This is a genomic window from Xenorhabdus griffiniae (assembly GCF_015163655.1).
GTDB classification, from domain to species: Bacteria; Pseudomonadota; Gammaproteobacteria; order Enterobacterales; family Enterobacteriaceae; genus Xenorhabdus; species Xenorhabdus griffiniae.
Genome location: NZ_JADEUF010000012.1, coordinates 1 through 22,320, shown reverse-complemented (window position 1 = coordinate 22,320; position 22,320 = coordinate 1). Strand labels below are relative to the sequence as shown.

Genomic DNA, 22,320 nt, shown 5'->3' with positions numbered 1-22,320 from the left:
TAGGAAAACGCCATAATCTGGCGACCTGAAATGTATGGTCACGGCTGTTATACAGATGTGAGGCAATACACAAGGATAAATATATGCGGGTTTCACATTTAAATTTTAACCACCTCTATTATTTTTGGCATGTTTGCAAGGAAGGCTCGGTTGTAGGGGCGGCAGAAGCGCTATACCTGACACCACAAACCATTACAGGGCAGATAAAAGCGTTGGAGGAGCGTCTGGGTGGGAAGTTATTCAAGCGCCAGGGAAGAGGATTAGTCCCCTCAGAGTTGGGGCAATTAATTTTTCGCTATGCGGATAAGATGTTTACACTCAGCCAGGAAATGATGGACATCGTGACTTACAGCCGAGAATCAAATCTGCTGTTTGATGTGGGTGTCGCTGATGCGCTGTCCAAACGTTTAGTCAGTAAAGTGCTGGAAACAACCGTTGTGGAGCACGAAAAGATCCACTTGCGTTGCTTTGAATCGACACATGAAATGCTACTTGAACAGCTCAGCCAGCATAAACTGGATATGATCCTATCCGATTGCCCTGTGGATTCTTCTCAGCAGGAAGGATTGTTCTCAGTGAAATTGGGCGAATGCAATATCAGTTTTTACTGCCGCCAGCCGATCCCAGAAAAGCCCTTTCCAGCCTGTTTGGAAGAGCGCCGTTTATTAATCCCAGGCCGCCGCTCGATGTTAGGCAGAAAGCTCCTGACATGGATACGCAATAAAAATCTCGAAGTTGAAGTGCTGGGCGAATTTGATGATGCCGCTTTGATGAAAGCGTTTGGTCTGTATCACAACGCCATTTTCATTGCGCCTTCTTTCTACGCCAATGATATTTTCGCTGACAGTGATATTGTTGAGATAGGTCGATTGGATACGGTGCAGGAAGAATATTACGTTATCTTTGCCGAGCGTATGATTCAGCATCCGGCTGTCCAGCGCGTGTGTAACAAAGATTTTTCTGCTTTGTTTAGCTCGCCACCCAAAAGTCGTCCTGAAAAATTATATTAAAATCAGCAGAGACAAAAAAACCGGCTTTAAGCCGGTTTTTTTAGGTCATCAAAATCAATGATTACATTGCTTTGATTTGTGCTGCCAGAGCAGATTTATGACGTGCTGCTTTGTTTTTGTGGATCAGACCTTTGCAGGCGTGACGATCAACAATTGGTTGCATGTCATTGAATGCTTTCTGTGCAGCTTCTTTGTCGCCAGCAGCGATAGCCGCGTAGACTTTCTTGATAAAAGTGCGCACCATAGAACGACGGCTCGCATTGTGCTGACGGCGTTTCTCAGACTGTACGGCGCGTTTCTTAGCTGATTTGATATTAGCCAAGGTCCAACTCCCAAATATATTCTATCGAGGACAATTCAAAGGCCGAGGAATATGCCTGTTCAGCCTTCTTTTGTCAATGGATTTGTGCAAATAAGCGTCGTTGTACAGCGACGCTGGTTACGTTGTGATGGGGCGGGATTTTATCAGCTTACTCAGAGGGAATACAGTCTTTCGCAATAAAAAAACTGAATGAATCACAGAGAAATGCGATAAATTAAATATTTTTCGGGCATCTAGCCTATTTTTATTGTATGAATCAGGTTATTAATTAAAACCCTTTGTGATCGTGGGTTAACCTTGCGCTTTGTACAAGGTATAATCCGGCAATTTCCACGGTATTGAGCCAGCTATGGAGCTAATTCGCGGTATACACAATATCCGGGCGCGTCACCATGGTTGCGTGCTGACGATTGGTAATTTTGATGGTGTCCATCGCGGGCATCAGGCTTTATTAAAACACTTGAAGCAAGAAGGGCAGCGTCTCGGATTACCGACGATGGTCATGATTTTCGAACCGCAGCCTCTGGAAGTTTTTGTGGCAGATAAAGCGCCTGCTCGCCTGACAAGGCTGAGAGATAAAATAAAGTATCTAGCCCAAAATGGCGTTGATTATCTGTTATGTGTGAAATTTGACAAACATTTTGCAGCCAACTCACCTGAAGCCTTTGTTTCACAGTTGCTCGTTGAAAAACTGGGTGTTAAGTTTTTGGCAATAGGAGATGACTTCCGTTTTGGCAAAAATCGCCGCGGAGATTTCCACTATTTGCAGCAAGCAGGTAAACAATACCGTTTTGATGTCGCCAGCACAGCCAGCTTTTGTGACAGTGGTCTTAGGATCAGCAGTACAATCATTCGTCAGGCACTGCAAAATGATGACCTGACTTTGGCCGAAATATTACTGGGGCATCCTTACAGTATAAGTGGCAGAGTTGTTCACGGTAAGCAATTGGGACGCACCATCGGTTTTCCCACTGCCAATTTACCGTTGAAACGTCTCGTGGCGCCTGTTAAGGGCGTTTATGCTGTAGAAGTCCATGGATTAGGTGATAACCCCCTACCGGGTGTTGCAAATATAGGCAATCGCCCTACGGTTGCGGGCCTGGGCCTGCAACTTGAAGTGCATTTGATTGATACCCAAATGGATCTGTATGGGCGTCATATCGATGTAGTATTACGTAAAAAATTGCGTAATGAGCAGCGATTTGCTTCGCTTGATGCGCTTAAACAGCAAATCGCAAATGATGTGGTTGCAGCGAGAGACTATCTCTTGCAGCGATCCAAGTCATGTATCTAGCGGAAAATTGGAACTGAGAATCTATAATGAGTGACTATAAAGACACCCTGAATTTACCGGAAACAGGGTTCCCTATGCGCGGGGATTTAGCGAAGCGCGAACCAGATATGTTAAAACGTTGGTACAAAGAAGGTTTGTATCAGGCAATTAGAAAAGCAAAATCTGGCAAGAAAACGTTTATTTTGCATGATGGCCCTCCATATGCAAACGGCGATATTCATATTGGTCACTCAGTTAATAAAATTCTCAAAGATATTGTTATTAAGTCCAAAGGGCTGTCAGGCTTCGACTCGCCTTATATTCCAGGTTGGGACTGCCACGGTTTGCCTATTGAGCTCAAGGTTGAGCAGATTATCGGCAAGCCTGGGGAAAAATTTTCCGCCGCTGAATTTCGTGCTGAGTGCCGTAAATATGCCATGACTCAGGTCGAAGCACAGAAAGCGGACTTCAAACGTCTGGGTGTTCTGGGTGATTGGGATAAACCTTACCTGACCATGGACTTCAAAACTGAAGCTGACATCATTCGTGCGCTAGGCCGTATTATCAAGAATGGACACTTACTGAAAGGGGTAAAACCCGTTCACTGGTGTACTGACTGTGGTTCCTCCCTCGCCGAAGCGGAAGTGGAATACTACGATAAAACCTCCCCTTCCATCGACGTGCGCTTCACGGCTGTTGATGCTGATGCCGTGTACGCCAAATTTGATGTACAACCACAAGGCCTGCCTGTTTCTTTAATTATCTGGACCACCACCCCGTGGACATTGCCAGCAAACCGTGCGATTGCTTTGGGTGCAGAAATCACCTACCAATTGGTCAAAATCAATGATGAATGCATCATTCTGGCGGCTGAGCTTGTCGAGAGCGTTATGCAGCGCGCGGGTATCACTGCATGGGAAGTTTTAAGCGATTGCACGGGTGAGGCTCTGGAACTATTGCGCTTTAACCATCCATTCATGAGCTACGATGTGCCTGCTATCCTCGGTGATCACGTCACGCTTGAAGCAGGTACAGGTGCAGTCCATACCGCGGGTGGTCACGGTCCAGACGATTACGCTATCAGCTTAAAATATGGCCTTGAAATCGCCAACCCGGTTGGGCCGAATGGCTGCTATCTCTCTGGTACTTATCCTTCTCTGGATGGACAATTTGTCTTTAAAGCTAACGACATCATTGTTGAATTACTGAAAGAGAAAGGCGCATTGCTGAATCTGGCAAAAATCCAACACAGCTACCCGTGCTGCTGGCGTCACAAAAAACCCATTATCTTCCGTGCAACACCACAATGGTTCATCAGCATGGACAAAAATGGTTTGCGTGAACAATCTCTGAAAGAGATCAAAGATGTCCAGTGGATCCCAGGCTGGGGACAAGCACGTATCGAATCAATGGTAGAAAACCGTCCAGACTGGTGTATCTCTCGCCAGCGTACATGGGGCGTACCAATGTCTCTGTTCATTCATAAAGAGACACAAGAACCACATCCTCGTACCGTTGAATTGATCGAAGAAGTCGCCAAGCGCGTTGAAGCCAATGGCATTCAAGCCTGGTGGGATCTGGACGCAGCAGACCTGCTGGGTGATGAGGCCGCAGATTACACCAAAGCGCCAGATACACTGGATGTTTGGTTTGATTCAGGCAGTACCCACTCTTCGGTTGTGGATGCCCGTCCAGAATTCAACGGTCATTCAGCCGATCTGTATCTGGAAGGTTCTGACCAGCACCGTGGCTGGTTCATGTCTTCTCTGATGTTGTCCACTGCGATCAAAGGCAAAGCCCCTTATCGCCAGGTTCTGACTCATGGTTTCACCGTTGATGAACAAGGGCGTAAAATGTCCAAATCCATCGGCAATACCGTCAGCCCGCAAGATGTGATGAACAAACTGGGTGCAGATATTCTGCGTTTATGGGTGGCAGCCACTGATTATACTGGCGAAATCGCTGTTTCTGACGAGATCTTGAAACGTTCGGCTGATGCTTACCGTCGTATCCGCAATACCGCTCGTTTCCTGCTGGCAAACCTGAATGGTTTCAACCCAGAAGAGCACATGGTAAAAGCAGAAGATATGGTGGTTCTGGATCGCTGGGCTGTAGGTCGTGCTCAGGCAGCACAAGCTGATATCCTTAAATACTACGAAGAGTATGATTTCCACTCTGTTGTTCAACGCTTGATGCAATTCTGTTCCGTGGAAATGGGTTCGTTCTATCTGGATATCATCAAAGATCGCCAATATACCGCGAAAAGTGATGGCCTTGCTCGTCGTAGCTGCCAGACTGCCTTGTTCCATATTGCAGAAGCCCTGGTTCGCTGGATGATGCCGATTCTGTCGTTCACTGCTGATGAAATTTGGCATGAATTGCCAGGCAAACGTGCTCAATACGTCTTTACCGAAGAGTGGTATGACGGATTATTTGGTCTGGCAGATGGCGAAGATATGAACGATACTTTCTGGGCTGATCTGCTGACAGTACGTAGCGAAGTGAACAAAGTTCTGGAACAGGCGCGTAATGACAAACATATCCGTAGTTCACTGGAAGCGGCTGTCACACTCTATGCCGATGCAGCACTGGCAGAAAAACTCAACAAACTGTCTGACGAACTGCGCTTTGTCCTGCTAACCTCTCAGGTTGAAGTTGCTGCTTATGCAGCCGCCGATGAGAATGCACAGCAAAGCGAAATTGCAGGCTTGAAAGTCGCCTTGCGCAAAGCAGACGGAGAAAAATGTCCACGTTGCTGGCATTATGCTAAAAACGTGGGCCAGGTGGCGGAACATGCAGAACTTTGCGGCCGCTGTGTGACTAACGTTGCCGGTAACGGTGAAGAGCGTAAATTTGCCTGATGAGTAAACCCATTTGTTCCACCGGACTTCGCTGGCTTTGGCTGGTTGTTGTGGTATTAATACTGGATTTGGGAAGCAAGCATTTAGTGTTGCAGCATTTTACGCTGTACGAATCCATGCCATTGATACCTTATTTCAATCTGACTTACGCCCAGAATTTAGGGGCAGCCTTTAGTTTTCTGGCCGATAAGGGCGGCTGGCAGCGTTGGTTCTTTGCATTGGTCGCCGTTGTCATCACGGTTGTACTGCTGGTAATGATGTATCGTTCCCATGCCAGGCAAAAACTGAGCAATATTGCCTACGCTTTAGTGATTGGTGGCGCTTTGGGAAATTTGTTCGATAGGCTGGTGCATGGCTTTGTTGTCGATTTTATCGACTTTTATGTCGGAGAATGGCACTGGCCTACCTTTAATATTGCTGATTCTGCAATTTGCATCGGGGCTGCTCTCATTATTATTGAGAGCTTTATCAGCCCTGATGACAAGGACAAACAAGCAGTCTCGAAAACTTAGTCATTGAAAGAATGATAATAAACCATCTCCGGCTTAGTTAACCGGGGATGGTAACTTCGTCTATACCCAATAGCGGTATATTTGCAATCATTTTTAAGTAAAAGGCTTGAGCAACATGTCAATGCAGGTGCAAACGCACAGTGCAGTTTTATTACATTTCACCTTAAAGCTGGATGATGGCTCTACAGCGGACTCGACTTACGACCAAGGTAAACCCGCATTGTTCCACCTCGGTAATGGTAGTCTCTCAGCCCCACTGGAAGAGCAGCTTCTTGGTTTGAAAGTCGGTGATAAACATCAATTTACTCTGGCTGGAGAAACCATTTTTGGCAAACACAATCCTGATTTAATCCAATATTTCACTCCTCGTGATTTTTCCGATGCCGGTGTGCCAGAAGTGGGAACCATCATGTTATTTACCGCCATGAACGGCAGTGAAATGCCTGGATTTATCAAAGAAGTGGCTGAAGGTTCCATTACTGTTGATTTTAACCATCCACTGGCTGAACAAAACATCACTTTTGAGATTGAAGTGTTGGAAATTGACCCTCAGTTGGAGGAAACCCATGCAAATATTGCTGGCTAACCCTCGTGGTTTCTGTGCGGGTGTTGATCGTGCTATCAGCATCGTAGAGCGTGCACTGGAATTGTACGGTGCTCCCATCTATGTTCGCCATGAAGTGGTACATAACCGTTATGTGGTTGACAACCTGAGAAAGCGTGGCGCCATTTTTATTGAAGAAATTTCAGAAGTGCCTGATGGCGCTATTTTGATCTTCTCTGCCCATGGTGTTTCCCAAGCCATTCGTGCAGAAGCCCGCTCCCGTAATTTAACTATGCTGTTTGACGCGACCTGCCCGCTGGTCACCAAAGTTCATATGGAAGTCGCCAGGGCAAGTCGCAAAGGCAAAGAGGCGATTTTAATCGGGCATGCTGGTCATCCCGAAGTTGAAGGCACCATGGGGCAATACAATAACCCCAATGGTGGCATGTATCTGGTGGAATCACCGGAAGACGTATGGAAACTGCAGGTTAAGGATGAAAATAACCTCTGCTTTATGACCCAAACGACACTTTCTGTTGATGACACCTCAGAAGTGATTGATGCGCTTAATGCAAAGTTCCCCAATATTATCGGTCCACGCAAAGACGATATCTGCTATGCCACAACTAACCGTCAGGAAGCGGTACGTGATTTGGCATTAGGGGCTGATGTTGTGTTGGTGGTTGGTTCTAAAAACTCATCAAATTCAAATCGCCTGGCCGAACTGGCACAGCGCGTAGGCAAGCCTGCTTATTTAATTGATTCTGCTGAGGATATTCAGGAAGAGTGGATCAGCGGTGTAAGCGCAGTAGGGGTCACGGCAGGAGCATCCGCGCCTGATATTTTGGTACAACAAGTGATTGAACGCTTGAAAACTTTCGGTGCAGAAACGGTTAACGAGCTGCATGGCCGCGAAGAAAATATTGTTTTTGAAGTACCAAAAGAGTTACGGGTTGAAGTGAAAGAGGTTAATTAACTCAGATAAGCTTTTTTAAGTTATAAAGATGGGTTGGGAAGGATAAGAAATAAATCCCGACCCGATCTCCCACAAAAAATCCGAATACATGACGATGTCTTGAGTGCTCTGATTGAAATTTAGATAAACTTATATCGATAAGTATTAGTTATCCCATCATATTTCCATTTGTCATTGCACTCAATCGGGTGTAATTCCATGTAAGATTCTGTCACAACAAATCCCATCTTCATATATGCCGGTACAGCGTCAATTACTGCTCGAAGTTTTAGATTACCGTTCTTCCCCAATTGTTGCGATTTATTTACTGCCTGTTCAATCAGTAAAACCCCACAATCTCGAATACCGCAATGAGTCGCTAAATAATTAACTTTAGGAAAATCAGTGGAGGTATTATCACTTGAAGACATCTGTAATCCCCCTATGGGAGTCCCCCTAAAATAAGCAACAAAAAATGATGAATTCTCTCCTGGTATAGGTTGTCCTGCATTTATTCCTATGCCACCCAATATACTATGTGCTTTAGCAAACCGACTATTCCATTTTTTCTGCTCACTATCACCATTACCACATTTCCAACCATTACTCGCCATTTCTTCTCTTATCTGACGCACTGCAGCTAACGCTTCTTGTGGATTAACCTCCTTAATAACGATGGATGCTCTTACATTGACTGAGCTTGGCCATTTCTCTGAAAAGGATTGTGTTCGGGTTAAAGAGCCAGATGCTAAAGGTTGATGAGTATTAAAAGATTTTGATCTAAACATCATTTTCTCCTAATAATTCCGTATGCACTTGATAAACTTCAAGTTGCAATTTACAACATTATATGAAACCTGATTTTTCCCCCGCTTCGCGGAGAGAAATTACACGCATCTTGAAGTTAGATTGGTATATTAAGTCAACATGTTATATATCTATAGCCCTTATTTCTAAGGTTAAAACGCCATTTATGACTGTTAGCAGGATCTAACACCCAGTATCCTAAATCACCACGAGAAAATCCCATGTTAATGTATGCCGGCGTAGCTTCACTTAATGGAAAAAGTTTTATCTTACCATTGTTTCCTAATTGCTGTGATTTATTCACTGCATGTTCCATTAGTAAAACACCACAATTTCTAATACCACAATGTGTTGCCAAATACTCAACCGTAGGCAGCTCAGAAGTTATGTCATTTGCAGGAGTAAATGCTAAAATTCCAACAGGAACACCTTTAAAATAGGCAGCAAAAAATAATGAATCCATTCTTGATAATTTTTTTCTCCTAATAAAACGCTCGATGTTGTTATGTACAAGCTCAAACATAGAATATGCAGAATCATATCTCATGTTCCATTTTTCTTGTTCATTATCACCAGGCAAGTATTCGGAGCTACTACATTTCCATTCAGTGTTCATGGTGGTTGTCATTATTATATTAGTTACATTTAATGCTTCATGTGGGCTAACTTCCCTGATTGTTATAAAAATGCTGACATCAATCACTGCTGAGGAGATATCTGAAACAGACTTAGCATGAGTTAAGGAATCCAATGTTGCAGGCCGAAGAATATTAAAAGATTTTGATCTGAACATGATGCTATCCTATGCAATAATTTAATTAATTGGATTTTTATTATTCCAATATCATGATATACAACCAACTCTACTTTATTAAAAAAACTTATGGCTCATATTAACATAAAAATAAATTAACTTTGTCAGGCCATGGTATAAGACGGAATAACTTACTGTTTTTATAAAATACCACCAAGATATTTTATTGTAAAAAAACATATAAGCTCGTCAGAATATCAATTAAATTTAAACATAAACTAAAAGTGTTTATTATAATAAGTGAATCACAGTGGAAATACTACATTATATACCAATATAACTTCAATATGCGTCTTATATCTCCTCCAGCCTCAACATACGTATTTGGTTAATCAGTATAATATGGTTTTTCATTAGACGCTGACGAACCCTGAATAGATAAATTTTATAATTTCCAACCTGATCCCTGTTTTTCTTATGATCAGGCTATAAATCTGGCGCTGCCAGTCCTTGCCAGTTAAGCTGTAGAACAGTTTTCTTTGTCACCTCAATTAAAAACGATTTACAGAGAGGGCCTTATGGCTGATACAGATATTCGCGTTGCTATCGTGGGCGCTGGCGGACGTATGGGACGCAATCTTATTCAGGCCGTCCAGCTGTTGGATGGTGTTACACTGGGCGCAGCATTAGAGCGTTCCGGCTCTTCATTGGTGGGAGCCGATGCGGGAGAACTGGCAGGGATAGGTAAAAATGGTGTGATGATTAATGATGATCTGCATCAAGTCATTGAACAATTTGATGTTTTAGTCGATTTTACGCGTCCTGAAGGCACATTAGCCTACCTCTCCATTTGTCGGCAGCATCACAAATCAATGGTCATCGGCACTACCGGTTTTGATGATGCCGGTAAACTAGCGATTACAGAAGCCTCCCGTGAGATCCCTATTGTTTTTGCCGCAAATTTTAGTGTTGGCGTCAATCTGGTACTCAAACTGCTGGAAAAAGCCGCCACAGTAATGGGGGAATATACCGACATCGAGATTATCGAAGCCCACCATCGCCACAAAGTGGATGCGCCATCAGGAACAGCGCTGGCAATGGGAGAGTCTATCGCCAATGCATTAGGCCGTGATCTCAAAACCAGCGCCGTTTATGCCCGCGAAGGCTATACCGGAGAACGCGATCCTAAAAGCATTGGATTTGCCACCATCCGGGCGGGCGATATTGTTGGAGAACATACAGCAATCTTTGCCGATATCGGTGAACGTGTAGAGATAAGCCACAAGGCTTCAAGCCGAATGACCTTTGCTAATGGCGCAATTAAGGCAGCAATGTGGTTAACAGGCAAAAACAGTGGTCTTTATAATATGAAAGATGTGTTAAATCTTGACAGGATTTAATATTTAAAAATTGTAACTTTATGTAATTACGCAATTATTTTTAAAATAGTTGCGTAATAATGACATATATAAATATCATTATAAAATATCTAAATTAATCACGGTTTTTATAAGAATAGTTAGCTTTTTTGTTGCCTTTTTCCTATAAACACGAAAAAAGCCCTATATTTTTTCTGTTCTTAAGTTTTCTCTCACCAGAATCGTTTATCTACTCCCACTTTCCTTATATTTTTCAGCTACATTTACTCAAAACAAGAGCGAGAGTTGTAAAAAAGCCAATAAAAATGCCATTTTTTGTAGACAACCCCCACTCTCATCATTAGAATGCGCGCAATTTGCCAAAATTTTGACAAAAATCATGATTGGCATTGATTTTAAGGACTAATTCTGAATTAATATGCATTGGATGCGACTGATTATTCATTTTTGGAGGGCGTTTTGATTAAGTCAGCTATATTGGTTCTGGAAGATGGAACCCAATTTCACGGTCGCGCCATTGGTGCAGAGGGTGTGGCTGTTGGGGAAGTGGTCTTCAATACTTCAATAACCGGATATCAAGAAATACTTACCGACCCTTCCTATTCCCGCCAAATTGTTACTCTTACTTATCCCCATATTGGTAATGTCGGCATCAATGCCGCTGATGAAGAATCCCCCGCCATTCAAGCCCAAGGCTTAGTTATTCGTGATTTACCCTTAGTGACCAGTAACTTCCGCAGTGAAGAAAACCTGTCTGATTACCTAAAACGTCATAATATCGTCGCCATCGCGGATATCGATACACGCAAACTGACCCGTCTGTTAAGAGAAAAAGGGGCGCAAAACGGCTGTATCATTGCCGGTAATGCGGCCGATGCCCAAGTTGCACTGGCAAAAGCAAAAGCATTCCCTGGCTTGAAAGGTATGGATTTAGCAAAAGAAGTTACGACAGCACAATCTTACCAATGGGTACAAGGAAGTTGGACATTAGCAGATGAGCTACCCGAAGCTCGCGAAGCGCAAGAATTGCCTTACCACATTGTGGCCTATGACTTTGGGGTGAAGCGCAACATCCTGCGTATGCTGGTCGATCGCGGCTGCCGCGTTACCGTTGTACCGGCAAAAACTTCCGCCGATGAAGTGCTGAAGATGGCACCAGATGGCATTTTTCTGTCCAATGGACCTGGTGATCCAGAACCGTGTGACTATGCTATCGAAGCGATTAAAACCTTCCTGGAGACTGAAATCCCTGTATTCGGCATCTGCTTAGGACACCAGTTGCTGGCACTGGCCAGTGGTGCAAAAACCATAAAAATGAAGTTTGGTCACCATGGTGGCAACCATCCCGTTAAAGATCTGGATCGCAATGTTGTCATGATCACGGCACAGAACCACGGTTTTGCTGTTGATGAAAGCTCACTACCAGCCAATTTGCGTGTAACGCATAAGTCACTCTTTGATGGCACCTTGCAAGGCATTCATCGTACTGACAAGCCAGCATTCAGTTTTCAGGGACACCCTGAAGCCAGCCCTGGTCCACATGAAGCCGCTTCACTGTTCGATCATTTTATCGAGTTAATTGAGCAATATCGCCAGGCAAACGTTCAGAACACTAAATAATCAGGAGAAGAAAAAAATGGCAAAACGTACTGATATTAAAAGTATCCTGATCTTAGGTGCTGGCCCCATTGTTATCGGCCAGGCTTGTGAATTTGACTACTCTGGTGCGCAGGCTTGTAAGGCGCTACGAGAAGAAGGTTATCGTGTCATTCTGGTAAACTCAAACCCAGCAACGATAATGACCGACCCTGAGATGGCTGATGCGACTTATATCGAGCCGATCCATTGGGAAGTGGTACGCAAAATCATTGAAAAAGAACGCCCAGATGCCATCCTGCCAACAATGGGTGGACAAACGGCATTAAACTGTGCACTAGAACTGGAGCGCCAAGGTGTACTGACAGAATTTGGCGTCACCATGATTGGTGCAACCGCTGATGCCATTGATAAAGCAGAAGATCGCCAGCGTTTTGACAAGGCAATGAAGAAAATTGGCCTGGATACCGCGCGTTCTGGCATTGCGCACACGATGGAAGAAGCGCTGGCGGTAGCCGAAGATGTGGGTTTCCCTTGCATTATTCGTCCCTCTTTTACCATGGGCGGAACCGGCGGTGGTATTGCTTACAACCGTGAAGAGTTCGAAGAAATCTGCGAACGCGGCTTAGACCTCTCTCCAACCAATGAATTGCTGATCGATGAATCTTTGATTGGCTGGAAAGAGTATGAGATGGAAGTGGTGCGGGATAAAAACGATAACTGTATTATCGTCTGCTCCATTGAAAACTTCGATCCAATGGGTATCCATACTGGTGACTCCATCACCGTAGCGCCAGCACAGACACTGACCGATAAAGAATACCAAATCATGCGTAACGCTTCGATGGCGGTATTGCGTGAAATCGGCGTAGAAACCGGTGGTTCTAACGTTCAGTTCGCAGTGAACCCGAAAAATGGCCGCCTGATCGTCATTGAAATGAACCCACGTGTCTCCCGTTCCTCAGCACTGGCGTCTAAGGCAACAGGTTTCCCCATCGCCAAAATCGCCGCAAAACTGGCAGTCGGTTATACCCTTGATGAATTGATGAACGACATCACGGGCGGACGTACCCCTGCGTCTTTCGAGCCTTCCATCGATTATGTTGTGACGAAAATTCCTCGCTTCAACTTTGAGAAATTTGCCGGCAGTAATGACCGCCTAACCACCCAGATGAAATCTGTTGGTGAAGTGATGGCGATTGGCCGTACTTTCCAGGAATCCATGCAGAAAGCCCTGCGCGGTCTGGAAGTTGGTGCAACCGGATTTGATCCTAAAGTCAATCTGGATGATCCACAATCCCTGACCAAAATCCGTAGTGAATTGAAAGATGCCGGCGCCGAGCGTATTTGGTATATCGCTGATGCTTTCCGCGCTGGCATGTCTGTTGATGGGCTTTTCAACTTGACCAATATCGACCGCTGGTTCCTGGTGCAAATTGAAGAATTGATCCGTATGGAAGAACAAATTGCCGAACAAGGTGTTAACAGCCTGACCCCTGATTTCTTGCGTCATCTGAAACGCAAAGGTTTTGCTGATGAGCGCCTGGCAAAACTGGTAGGTGTCTCTGGTAAAGAGATCCGTAAGCTACGCCATGACTACAACTTATATCCAGTTTATAAGCGAGTTGACACCTGTGCGGCAGAATTTTCTACCGATACTGCGTACATGTACTCCACATACGAAGACGAATGTGAAGCCAATCCGAACAATGACAAACCGAAAATTATGGTATTGGGTGGTGGCCCTAACCGTATCGGGCAAGGCATTGAGTTCGATTACTGCTGCGTACATGCTGCACTGGCTCTGCGTGAAGACGGTTTTGAAACCATCATGGTGAACTGTAACCCCGAAACGGTTTCTACTGATTACGACACGTCGGATCGCCTGTACTTTGAACCTGTCACACTGGAAGACGTACTGGAAATCGTGCGTGTTGAACAACCAAAAGGCGTTATTGTTCAATATGGCGGCCAGACACCACTGAAACTGGCTCGTGAACTGGAAGCAGCCGGTGTCCCTATTATCGGCACCAGCCCTGATGCGATTGATCGTGCAGAAGACCGTGAACGTTTTCAGCAAGCCGTTAATCGTCTTGGCCTGAAACAACCAGCCAATGCCACAGTATCCACTATCGAGCAAGCGGTTGAAAAAGGTAATGAGATTGGTTATCCGTTAGTCGTTCGTCCGTCGTATGTATTGGGTGGGCGTGCAATGGAAATCGTATACGACGAGTCAGACTTGCGCCGTTACTTCCAGACTGCGGTTAGCGTATCCAATGATGCCCCCGTCCTGCTGGATCGCTTCCTTGATGATGCTGTTGAAGTTGATGTGGATGCTATCTGTGATGGTGAACGCGTCTTGATTGGCGGCATCATGGAACATATCGAGCAAGCAGGTGTTCACTCTGGTGATTCCGCCTGTTCTTTGCCGGCTTATACCTTGAGCAAAGAAATTCAGGATGTGATGCGTCAGCAAGTTGAAAAACTGGCCTTTGAACTGCGTGTCCGCGGCCTGATGAACGTCCAGTTTGCGGTGAAAGACAACGAAGTTTATCTGATTGAAGTGAACCCACGCGCAGCACGTACCGTGCCATTTGTTTCCAAAGCAACGGGTATGCCACTGGCAAAAATAGCAGCACGTGTGATGGCCGGCCAGTCTCTGCTTGAGCAAGGGACAATTGAAGAGATTATTCCACCTTACTACTCCGTGAAAGAAGTGGTATTGCCATTCAATAAATTCCCAGGCGTTGACCCCATTCTGGGGCCAGAAATGCGTTCTACCGGTGAAGTAATGGGGGTTGGCCGGACCTTTGCCGAAGCTTTTTCAAAAGCAATGTTAGGCAGTAATTCCACTATGCGTAAGAAAGGTCGGGCGCTACTGTCTGTACGCGAAGGTGATAAGGAGCGTGTTGTCGATTTGGCGGCAAAATTACTTAAACACGGCTTTGAACTGGACGCAACGCACGGTACAGCAATTGTACTGGGTGAAGCAGGGATCAATCCGCGTTTGGTGAATAAAGTTCATGAAGGGCGTCCACATATTCAGGACAGAATCAAAAACGGTGAATATGACTACATCGTTAATACCACCGCAGGTCGCCAGGCGATTGAAGATTCAAAACTGCTGCGTCGCAGCGCACTACAATATAAAGTGCACTATGACACAACCCTGAATGGCGGCTTTGCAACCACGATGGCTCTGAGCGCAGATCCAACTGAGCAGGTTATTTCTGTACAAGAAATGCATGCTAAGATTGCTAAATAAAATAAGATACCGCCATTTTTGGCGGTAAAAAAATCAAGCCATTCCTGAATTGGAATGGCTATTATCAATATAAGCTTGTGTTATAAACCCAGGATTGTTTCTGCTACACAAGTATATTGATTATTCATATGAACCTTAGGGGGAGTAAAACAATCCTCTAAAAACCAGTTTGCGGGCGTTTCCAGGGCAATAGAAATAGCGACCAAATGCTCCAGACTGATTTTATTGGTTCCGCGTTCATAACGTGACAATTGCTGATGACTCACTCCAATTTTGTCTGCCAGCTCTGCTGCTGTCACTCCAATTTCTTTTCTTTTCATTTGGATTCTTTTTCCTACCAGCATACTGACTTGCATAATATTTTTACTCTCAATTTATAAATAAGTTAAATAAACTATTGCGGTACCTTCATATTTTCCGGCTTTCGGTGGCGTTAATGTGTGTAATACTGATGTCAGTTTGAAATTCTTGCCAATATTCTTCCCGTCAGTAGTGACTCTCACCCCATCTGCCGCATTTTTGTAATTAATCTGCAACGTCGAATATATTTGCTTATCGGAATCAAGATAAACTTTTTCTTCATTATTGGTTGATCTGGCATGCAACATAATTCCGTCGCTACCAACAGCACATTTAAATGTACCGTCAATGGTGCGAGTGGCATTATTCACTTCTGCTGCGGTTAATTCCCCATAAGCAATTTCAGAAGGTAAATGGATTTCACAACGTTGATTTAGAGGAGGCATTTTGTTGCAAATGGAATTAGGAAATTGTTGAGCATCACCGTATCCCGGATCTATCTTTGATGTATAAAACAAACCGATACAATCCGCCTCTGTGGTCATGATGGTAAATGTTACCTGTTTAGGAATACCAAATTTATGTTTATAGGCTCGCATAACGTCGGCAGTTGTCGGGTATTTATGTGCATCATTTAAACATACTTTTGCCTCTTCACAGGAACCCTGCATTCCCGGCCATAGCTCATTCCTATACTTTACATCTGGGCCAACATAGCATATGGCATTTCCATAACAAGGATTCGGTATCCCTTCTTCCTCTGTCCAGGCAACGATTTCCATAGTTGTAATAGCCTGGTTACCTGACGGAAATGTATTCACCGGCATAACATAAGCACCGCCATAAACATACGTGGTACTGACCAAAAACAACAAGGCTGCTAGCTTCAACAACGATTTCTTAATATGGTGCATAACTTATTTTCCAATAACATCAGACTCTGACTAAAGATCGTGGATGAAAAACCAGTCAGCATGACTAGTCGTAATTAACTTCAAAAGTCGCGATAGCAGTAAATGGACCAAAACCAATTTTTTTCTCTTGAATAGCACGGGGAGCTGCTTGTATATATGCCTGGAATGGAATCGCATTCTCTTTTTTATTCGCTAATAACGGGAATTCATGGGTTTTATTAAACGGCATCGGCGTACCATCAATTTTTTCCATACCAATGGCAACACCGTGAAGGCGGCCGTTAGATCTCATTGCCAATAACCCCGGTAACTCTTCGCTTGCCTCTCCCAAGAATTTGATTTTTAACCGCTTTATCATCTGGGGATCACAGTCGTTTAAGTACAGATAAAATAGTTCGCCCTCTGTACGATGTTTCAGATAAAGATCGCTGTTAAGAATATTTCCAAAATCCACTTCTATGTTTTTATCTGCTGTCTTAATCGAACAGGTAGGAGCGAGGACAGTTAGCGTAATTCTGACATCCTGACGCAGATTATCTTGTGCATAGGCACGTTGCTGACTACCCATGCCGAAAAGAAACAGCATTGGCAATACATATCTGGATAATCTGATACTTAACGGATTCATTATTATTTACCCTACATTTATCCAACTAATTACCGAAAAAACGCATCGTATTTCGACTAATTCTGTGTTGATGCTCCGTCAATATCTTGATTGATGGAAAATCATCTATACGCATTAAACTTCAAGTTGCAATTTACAACACGCTATGAGACCTGATCTCTCCCCGCTTCGCGGGGAGAGATCACACGCATCTTGAAGTGAGATTGCTATATACAACTTAATCAGTTTCCATCAGTAACGGCTTTTATTACTGCGCAGGTATTGCCACTACAGCTAAATGTTAACTGTGGACGTCCACCATAATCATTGACATAAGTCAGTACTGGTGTATTGCCTAATGAATTAGCGCTTCCTCTCAGTTTTTCACTGCTTTTGGGTGCCAACATAAGAGGCTCAAACCCCTCGATACTTTTACCGTTCACCTTATTCGATGCTTCTGAAATAGTGATGTAATAAGGTGTTGGGTTATTCACCACATATTGATTACCTTCACGGGTTAAGGTGAGTTTTTCCTGCCAGGGATTATCAAGATCGATACGGCGTGCAATCACAGCTTCAGGGCGATAGAACAGCTTGACGCGTGTTTGCAAGGCGATTTGCAGTACGTTTGGTTTCTCACTACGTGGTGGAATTTCACGTAAGTTGAAATAGAACAAGCTTTCCCGATCTTGTGGTAATTGGGCTATTGTTGGCAGTGTTTGAATTTTGACCTGGCTCTTCGCTCCAGCTTCAACACGCTGTACTGGCGGAACAACTACAATCGGGCCATTGATCTTATTTCCCTTATCATCTTCAATCCACGCCTGTGCCAGATAAGGCAAATCAAGATGCTGATTTTCAATGTTCAGGCTGACAGATTTTGTATTGCCATTAAAAATCACACGTGTGCGATCTAGCGCTATCGCTGCCGTTGCCTGGTGCATTGGCATCAAGCAACTTACCGTCATAGCGGTTATCATTAGAATATTTTTCAGTTTCATAGTGTCATTTGCTCAAGCTCAAAAGAAACTCATGTTTATATTTGCTGCACTAGCTCATCGCCGCATTTTTCAAATCAAGCAAACATAATAATCTATTAAATAATGTTTTTTCAGATCGTTTCATTACAATTTACTTACCATCACCTGTTAAAAACCGGCAAGGTAGCAAAAGTGAAGTTAAAGACTCTGGCGTCATTTGATCCGGTACTGTAATCTCGCACTGAGCTTGTCCATCCCAATGCACTTGCAGTTTTTCACCCTGATTTATTCCGCTCAGATATGCATATCCATCATCACTGACAATCCCGATTTCACGCTGGGCAGAATTCAAGACAGATGCACCAAAAGGTGGGAATGAACCATCGTGTAACCGAATAATTGTCATCGCTTTAATGCCAGATATCACTTGGAATTTACGATAACCAATTGCACCTTCCGTTAATGTTGCCTGCTGAACAGAACGTAGTGCTTCTACATCATCCGGTAAGTTATCTAAGTCAATATTTGCCTTGTTGCGATAGTAGCTATTCACATCGGCCAGCACAGCTTTACCAAAGTAGTTGGTATACACCGCTGAACCAAATCCCCGAATAGGTACATTGCTAACCCCTTCTGTATCGACCATCAAGCGCGTCGCACCAGGCATATTAGTACGGTGCAGTGCAGCCCCTTTTGCCGTTACAGTCACCCCACCTTGCAGGCCAAGAGCTGCCGTAGTATTGCCACCATCCCGATAACTGGCACTGGCAGTGAGCAACGTCTGGTCACCATAATGGTTGTAATAACCGTCAACGGATGCCCTGCCCTCGATACTCGTCCCCATTGAAACTCGATAGTTATTGCGATCATCAATACGATCAAAATAACCCACTGTATGAGCATTGCCCTGACGATTAACCAACCCGTTGTAACTGACCGTGCCACTTTCTCCCCACGGAATGGAAAGATTCAGATACATGCCGTCATCTTTTTTATTGTCAAAATTGTTACGGTAGGCTGACAGATTGACGCTGATATTTTTATAACGCCCAATATCAAAATATTTGGATAAGGAAATGTTATAGCGATCGTTTGTTGGCCGATTCCAGTAAGTTTGATGGCTATAGTTAAGGTAGGCACTTAAGCCAATATCTATAAATTGTTTGCTGAAGGTAATGGTATACATCTCTTTACCGCTATTGGAAGAAATGTTGCGATAGCGGCGATCGATATATTGCCCCATGTTCATGAAATTACGCTCAGAGAAACGATAACCGGCAAACGTCACCTGACTGTTATATTGATCAAAACGTTTCGAATAACTGAAACGATAAGATCCTCCGGTTAGCGTTTTGTTTTCTCTCGGTAATCTTGCCCTTGATTCCGTCACATCAAACGACAGTGCACCAAACATCAGCAAATCGCGGCCGATCCCCAGTGACAGAGAATTATAATCTCCCGCGGCTAAAAGACCGCCATACAGCGACCAACCGTTGTTAATTCCCCATGAGAATTCACCCAAACCAAACGCAGGCCCTTCACGACGGTGCTTATCATTCGTGGATTGACCACCAACAAATTTGTACTGGACTCGCCCGGGACGAGTCAGATAGGGGATCGTCGCAGTATTAACCTGAAATTCTTGCACTCCACCGTCTTGTTCTTCGACTCTGACATCCAGCGCTCCTACCACCGCATCACTCAGATCCTGAATACGGAATGGGCCAGAAGCGACCTGCGTTTCATACAGCACTCTCCCCTGTTGTTTAATCGTTACCTTGGCATTAGTCCGTGCTACACCTGTGACTTCAGGCGCATATCCACGTAAATTCGGCGGCAACATATTTTCATCAGTCACTAAACTGACACCCGTATAGCGGAAGCTGTCGAAAATGCTGGAATTGAGGTAATCCTCACCTAATGTCAATTTTGCTTCCAGACGCGGGATCGCACGATACATGTAGTAACGGCTCCAATCCCAATCACGTTCTCTTCCACCAGACGAATCTAATTTATCACCACTCTGGTTTTTGAAACGGTTATATCTGGCCTGCCAATCAGCCCGAAAACGCCACTCCCCTAGATTCATGCCCGCTGTCCCGATCGCACTTATTTGTTGGTTACTACTACCGTGAGCAGGTTTAGAGGTTTGTGCGTTAACGTTATAATCAAACAGCAATCCGGCTATCCCATTATCCCAACGGGCAGGAGGGTCCCAGTCTGGTAAGTCATATTCCAGGTAAACTTTAGGGATGATTAAATAAAGCGTATAAGTAGCGAGATCACCTCTGGCTGACATACCGGGCAACGTATTGAGATCAAGACATTGACCTTCATTCTGCCAACCTAATTTTTCTACCCACTGCTGTTTCAGTGCGATTTGTTTCACTAATTCAGGGGATATACAGGCTTCACTACCTGTTGGATCATCAGGTGGTGCAATAAAATCGATAGAATAGGTATCTGGCAGTTCATGCTGATTTATCCGAGCATTCATCATATAGTTACCCGGCATGATGTAACCTGCACGGGCAAATTTATCCAAGTCAATATTGTCACGTTCATTGACATCCAGTGCACCAATATTGAATTCTATTGATGACTTAGAATGAGTGACCTGAATGCCAGACAAGGCAAACAGTATAAGAGCAAAAAGAGGATTAATTCCGAATAGTAGGTGCTCTGTTTTTATTTTATTCGCTATTCTTTTTTGATTAATCACTTTATTTCTATTAAAGATATTTTTTCTATTACTGTTTGTCTTTTTATTACTGATTATTTCTCTATTATCAGATAAAAAATCATGATTCATAGAATCTGAAAACAAAGCCATAGCATCCTCTGAACAATGAATCGTTAATCATCCAGTTTGAATTTAGCCGCTACCTGACGCGACCAAGTCTGTAAGCGCACAGGAGTTCTGGCGTCATTAAAGTTCATCGATCTACATTGAGGACCCTGACCGATACTAGGGTTAGTTAAATAAAAAAGGGTATTTCAATTTACCGCTATAGGGATCATTTTGTTAATGACACAATCTGCTTACTCAATCATGAATAATATTGATTTACATCAATAAAACAGATCTTGTTAGAGAATATTGTAGTCATACCTTACTGACACGTTATATCCCAGAAATACCCTAAATATATTATCAGGAAAGTCAAGGTTAACAATTAAAGTGAATTTCCTGATATTCAAGCATTAAAAAATATCAGATAGCTTACAATATTATTGGTAGTTTAAAGTAAAGTTTGCGATCGCAGTGAAGTCACCTGGTACAACTTTCACAGGAGTTGCACCTTCTTCTCCAGACTGACCTGTCAAACCTTTCAGATGTGCTGCGAAATTCAGATCGTTATTACCGTCATGCAGAGACATTGCATCTGATTCTGAACCTAAAGGAATGACTTTGTTACCGTGGTTAGTGATTGCGATTGCTGCACCTTGTGCCGTACCTTCGATAGCCAACAAACCTTTCTCACTCGCTTCTGGGCCAGTGAAGGTGGTTTTCACACTCTTTTTAGTCTCAGTATTACAACCTTCTAACTCAATTTTGAAAGGCTTAGACTCTGAACGACCACCTTTGTCCAGAAGCTGACTAGAAACAGCACCCATATCAACTTCAACATTGGTGTTTTTGATTGAGCAAGGCGCATCAATGATAGAGCCTCTGAATTTAACTGTACCACTACCTTGGTTAGTTGCACTTGCAGCGCCAGCAGCTAAAGCTACACCAAAACCTAAAACCATTGCCAATTTGTTAAGTTTCATAATTTAACTTATTCCTTTAATCAAAAAGTAGATATTCATAACCAAAGGGAAGCCGAAGCCCAGAAATTAATTTCTGACACTTAGGCAAATGATTATTTAGTTTTTTGACAGAAATCATACCCAGTCAAAATAAACCAAACCGGCAATATCATTGTACATAATAAATCTTAAGTCAAATTTCAGCCGATAAATCTACTTATGATCCTTAACATCATATGAAATATGAATTTTTGCCAAAAAGTACGGATAACGAGTAGTATATTTTACTAATTATTTATCAATTTTGGGTTATTCCCCTGAGTTATATCGAACAATGTTTAGTAATTTAGTATCTTAATTGGTGTTGTTTTATTGTTCTGTTTTATCTTCCTGAAAGACATGTGCATTTTATTATCCCGTTATCACCATAACATTTAGTTTTTATTGTCATGATTATCGGGAACGTCAATATAAAATCATGATATTTA

The 22,320-nt window shown here is 43.5% G+C and carries 18 protein-coding genes; 9 read left to right on the top strand and 9 right to left on the bottom strand.

The window, feature by feature from the left end:
* Nucleotides 1-83 precede the first annotated feature (83 nt).
* Nucleotides 84-1,010, top strand: coding sequence for a transcriptional activator NhaR (gene nhaR / locus IQ211_RS03670; RefSeq protein ID WP_189758313.1), 927 nt, complete (start codon nucleotides 84-86; stop codon nucleotides 1,008-1,010).
* A gap of 61 nt (nucleotides 1,011-1,071) precedes the next feature.
* Here the strand turns inward: nhaR and rpsT are convergent, their stop codons facing one another.
* A complete protein-coding gene (rpsT, locus tag IQ211_RS03665; protein WP_038240544.1) occupies nucleotides 1,072-1,332 on the bottom strand; it encodes a 30S ribosomal protein S20 in 261 nt (86 codons plus the stop codon).
* A 349-nt stretch (nucleotides 1,333-1,681) separates the two neighbouring features.
* Here rpsT and ribF point away from each other — a divergent pair, with 349 nt between their 5' ends.
* The 5 genes from ribF (at nucleotide 1,682) to ispH (ending at nucleotide 7,498) form a co-directional block, all read left to right on the top strand.
* Nucleotides 1,682-2,626: a bifunctional riboflavin kinase/FAD synthetase gene (gene ribF / locus IQ211_RS03660; RefSeq protein WP_189758312.1), complete on the top strand. Its 945-nt coding sequence runs from the start codon at nucleotides 1,682-1,684 to the stop codon at nucleotides 2,624-2,626.
* A gap of 26 nt (nucleotides 2,627-2,652) precedes the next feature.
* Nucleotides 2,653-5,466: an isoleucine--tRNA ligase gene (gene ileS / locus IQ211_RS03655; RefSeq protein WP_189758311.1), complete on the top strand. Its 2,814-nt coding sequence runs from the start codon at nucleotides 2,653-2,655 to the stop codon at nucleotides 5,464-5,466.
* Nucleotides 5,466-5,978 carry a signal peptidase II gene (lspA, locus tag IQ211_RS03650; RefSeq protein WP_189758310.1) on the top strand — a complete coding sequence of 171 codons (513 nt, stop codon included), beginning with the start codon at nucleotides 5,466-5,468 and terminating at the stop codon, nucleotides 5,976-5,978. The genes ileS and lspA overlap by 1 nt, the downstream gene beginning before the upstream one ends.
* Before the next feature lie 115 nt (nucleotides 5,979-6,093).
* Complete coding sequence (gene fkpB, locus IQ211_RS03645; RefSeq protein WP_189758309.1) at nucleotides 6,094-6,564, top strand: FKBP-type peptidyl-prolyl cis-trans isomerase; 471 nt, start codon at nucleotides 6,094-6,096, stop codon at nucleotides 6,562-6,564.
* Nucleotides 6,545-7,498 carry a 4-hydroxy-3-methylbut-2-enyl diphosphate reductase gene (ispH, locus tag IQ211_RS03640; protein ID WP_189758308.1) on the top strand — a complete coding sequence of 318 codons (954 nt, stop codon included), beginning with the start codon at nucleotides 6,545-6,547 and terminating at the stop codon, nucleotides 7,496-7,498. The genes fkpB and ispH overlap by 20 nt, the downstream gene beginning before the upstream one ends.
* Nucleotides 7,499-7,617: 119 nt before the next feature.
* Here the strand turns inward: ispH and IQ211_RS03635 are convergent, their stop codons facing one another.
* On the bottom strand, nucleotides 7,618-8,268 hold the full coding sequence (locus tag IQ211_RS03635; protein WP_193836328.1) for a GNAT family N-acetyltransferase: 651 nt from the start codon (nucleotides 8,266-8,268) through the stop codon (nucleotides 7,618-7,620).
* A gap of 131 nt (nucleotides 8,269-8,399) precedes the next feature.
* Nucleotides 8,400-9,077: a GNAT family N-acetyltransferase gene (locus tag IQ211_RS03630; RefSeq protein WP_189758306.1), complete on the bottom strand. Its 678-nt coding sequence runs from the start codon at nucleotides 9,075-9,077 to the stop codon at nucleotides 8,400-8,402.
* A gap of 539 nt (nucleotides 9,078-9,616) precedes the next feature.
* Here IQ211_RS03630 and dapB point away from each other — a divergent pair.
* The 3 genes from dapB to carB all read left to right on the top strand — a co-directional run bounded on the left by dapB (nucleotide 9,617) and on the right by carB (nucleotide 15,278).
* Nucleotides 9,617-10,438 (top strand): 4-hydroxy-tetrahydrodipicolinate reductase, encoded by an 822-nt coding sequence (dapB, locus tag IQ211_RS03625; RefSeq protein ID WP_189758305.1) that lies wholly within the window; start codon nucleotides 9,617-9,619, stop codon nucleotides 10,436-10,438.
* A gap of 438 nt (nucleotides 10,439-10,876) precedes the next feature.
* On the top strand, nucleotides 10,877-12,037 hold the full coding sequence (gene carA / locus IQ211_RS03620; RefSeq protein ID WP_189758304.1) for a glutamine-hydrolyzing carbamoyl-phosphate synthase small subunit: 1,161 nt from the start codon (nucleotides 10,877-10,879) through the stop codon (nucleotides 12,035-12,037).
* Between the two features lie 16 nt (nucleotides 12,038-12,053).
* Nucleotides 12,054-15,278 (top strand): carbamoyl-phosphate synthase large subunit, encoded by a 3,225-nt coding sequence (carB, locus tag IQ211_RS03615; protein WP_189758303.1) that lies wholly within the window; start codon nucleotides 12,054-12,056, stop codon nucleotides 15,276-15,278.
* 80 nt (nucleotides 15,279-15,358) lie between these two features.
* On the opposite strand, the gene IQ211_RS03610 is transcribed toward carB, so the two are convergent.
* The 6 genes from IQ211_RS03610 to IQ211_RS03585 form a co-directional block, all read right to left on the bottom strand.
* Nucleotides 15,359-15,622, bottom strand: a complete 264-nt coding sequence (locus IQ211_RS03610; RefSeq protein WP_317618135.1) for a helix-turn-helix domain-containing protein — start codon at nucleotides 15,620-15,622, stop codon at nucleotides 15,359-15,361.
* A gap of 30 nt (nucleotides 15,623-15,652) precedes the next feature.
* Nucleotides 15,653-16,492, bottom strand: a complete 840-nt coding sequence (locus IQ211_RS03605) for an MrpH family fimbial adhesin (RefSeq protein ID WP_189758302.1) — start codon at nucleotides 16,490-16,492, stop codon at nucleotides 15,653-15,655.
* A gap of 64 nt (nucleotides 16,493-16,556) precedes the next feature.
* Nucleotides 16,557-17,120 carry a fimbrial protein gene (locus IQ211_RS03600; protein WP_189758301.1) on the bottom strand — a complete coding sequence of 188 codons (564 nt, stop codon included), beginning with the start codon at nucleotides 17,118-17,120 and terminating at the stop codon, nucleotides 16,557-16,559.
* Nucleotides 17,121-17,341: 221 nt separating this feature from the next.
* Nucleotides 17,342-18,100 carry a fimbria/pilus periplasmic chaperone gene (locus IQ211_RS03595; RefSeq protein WP_189758300.1) on the bottom strand — a complete coding sequence of 253 codons (759 nt, stop codon included), beginning with the start codon at nucleotides 18,098-18,100 and terminating at the stop codon, nucleotides 17,342-17,344.
* Nucleotides 18,101-18,230: 130 nt separating this feature from the next.
* Nucleotides 18,231-20,891 carry an outer membrane usher protein gene (locus tag IQ211_RS03590; RefSeq protein WP_223281569.1) on the bottom strand — a complete coding sequence of 887 codons (2,661 nt, stop codon included), beginning with the start codon at nucleotides 20,889-20,891 and terminating at the stop codon, nucleotides 18,231-18,233.
* Between the two features lie 419 nt (nucleotides 20,892-21,310).
* Entirely contained in the window at nucleotides 21,311-21,853 is a 543-nt protein-coding gene (locus tag IQ211_RS03585) for a fimbrial protein (RefSeq protein WP_189758298.1), read from the bottom strand.
* Between the last annotated feature and the right edge of the window lie 467 nt (nucleotides 21,854-22,320).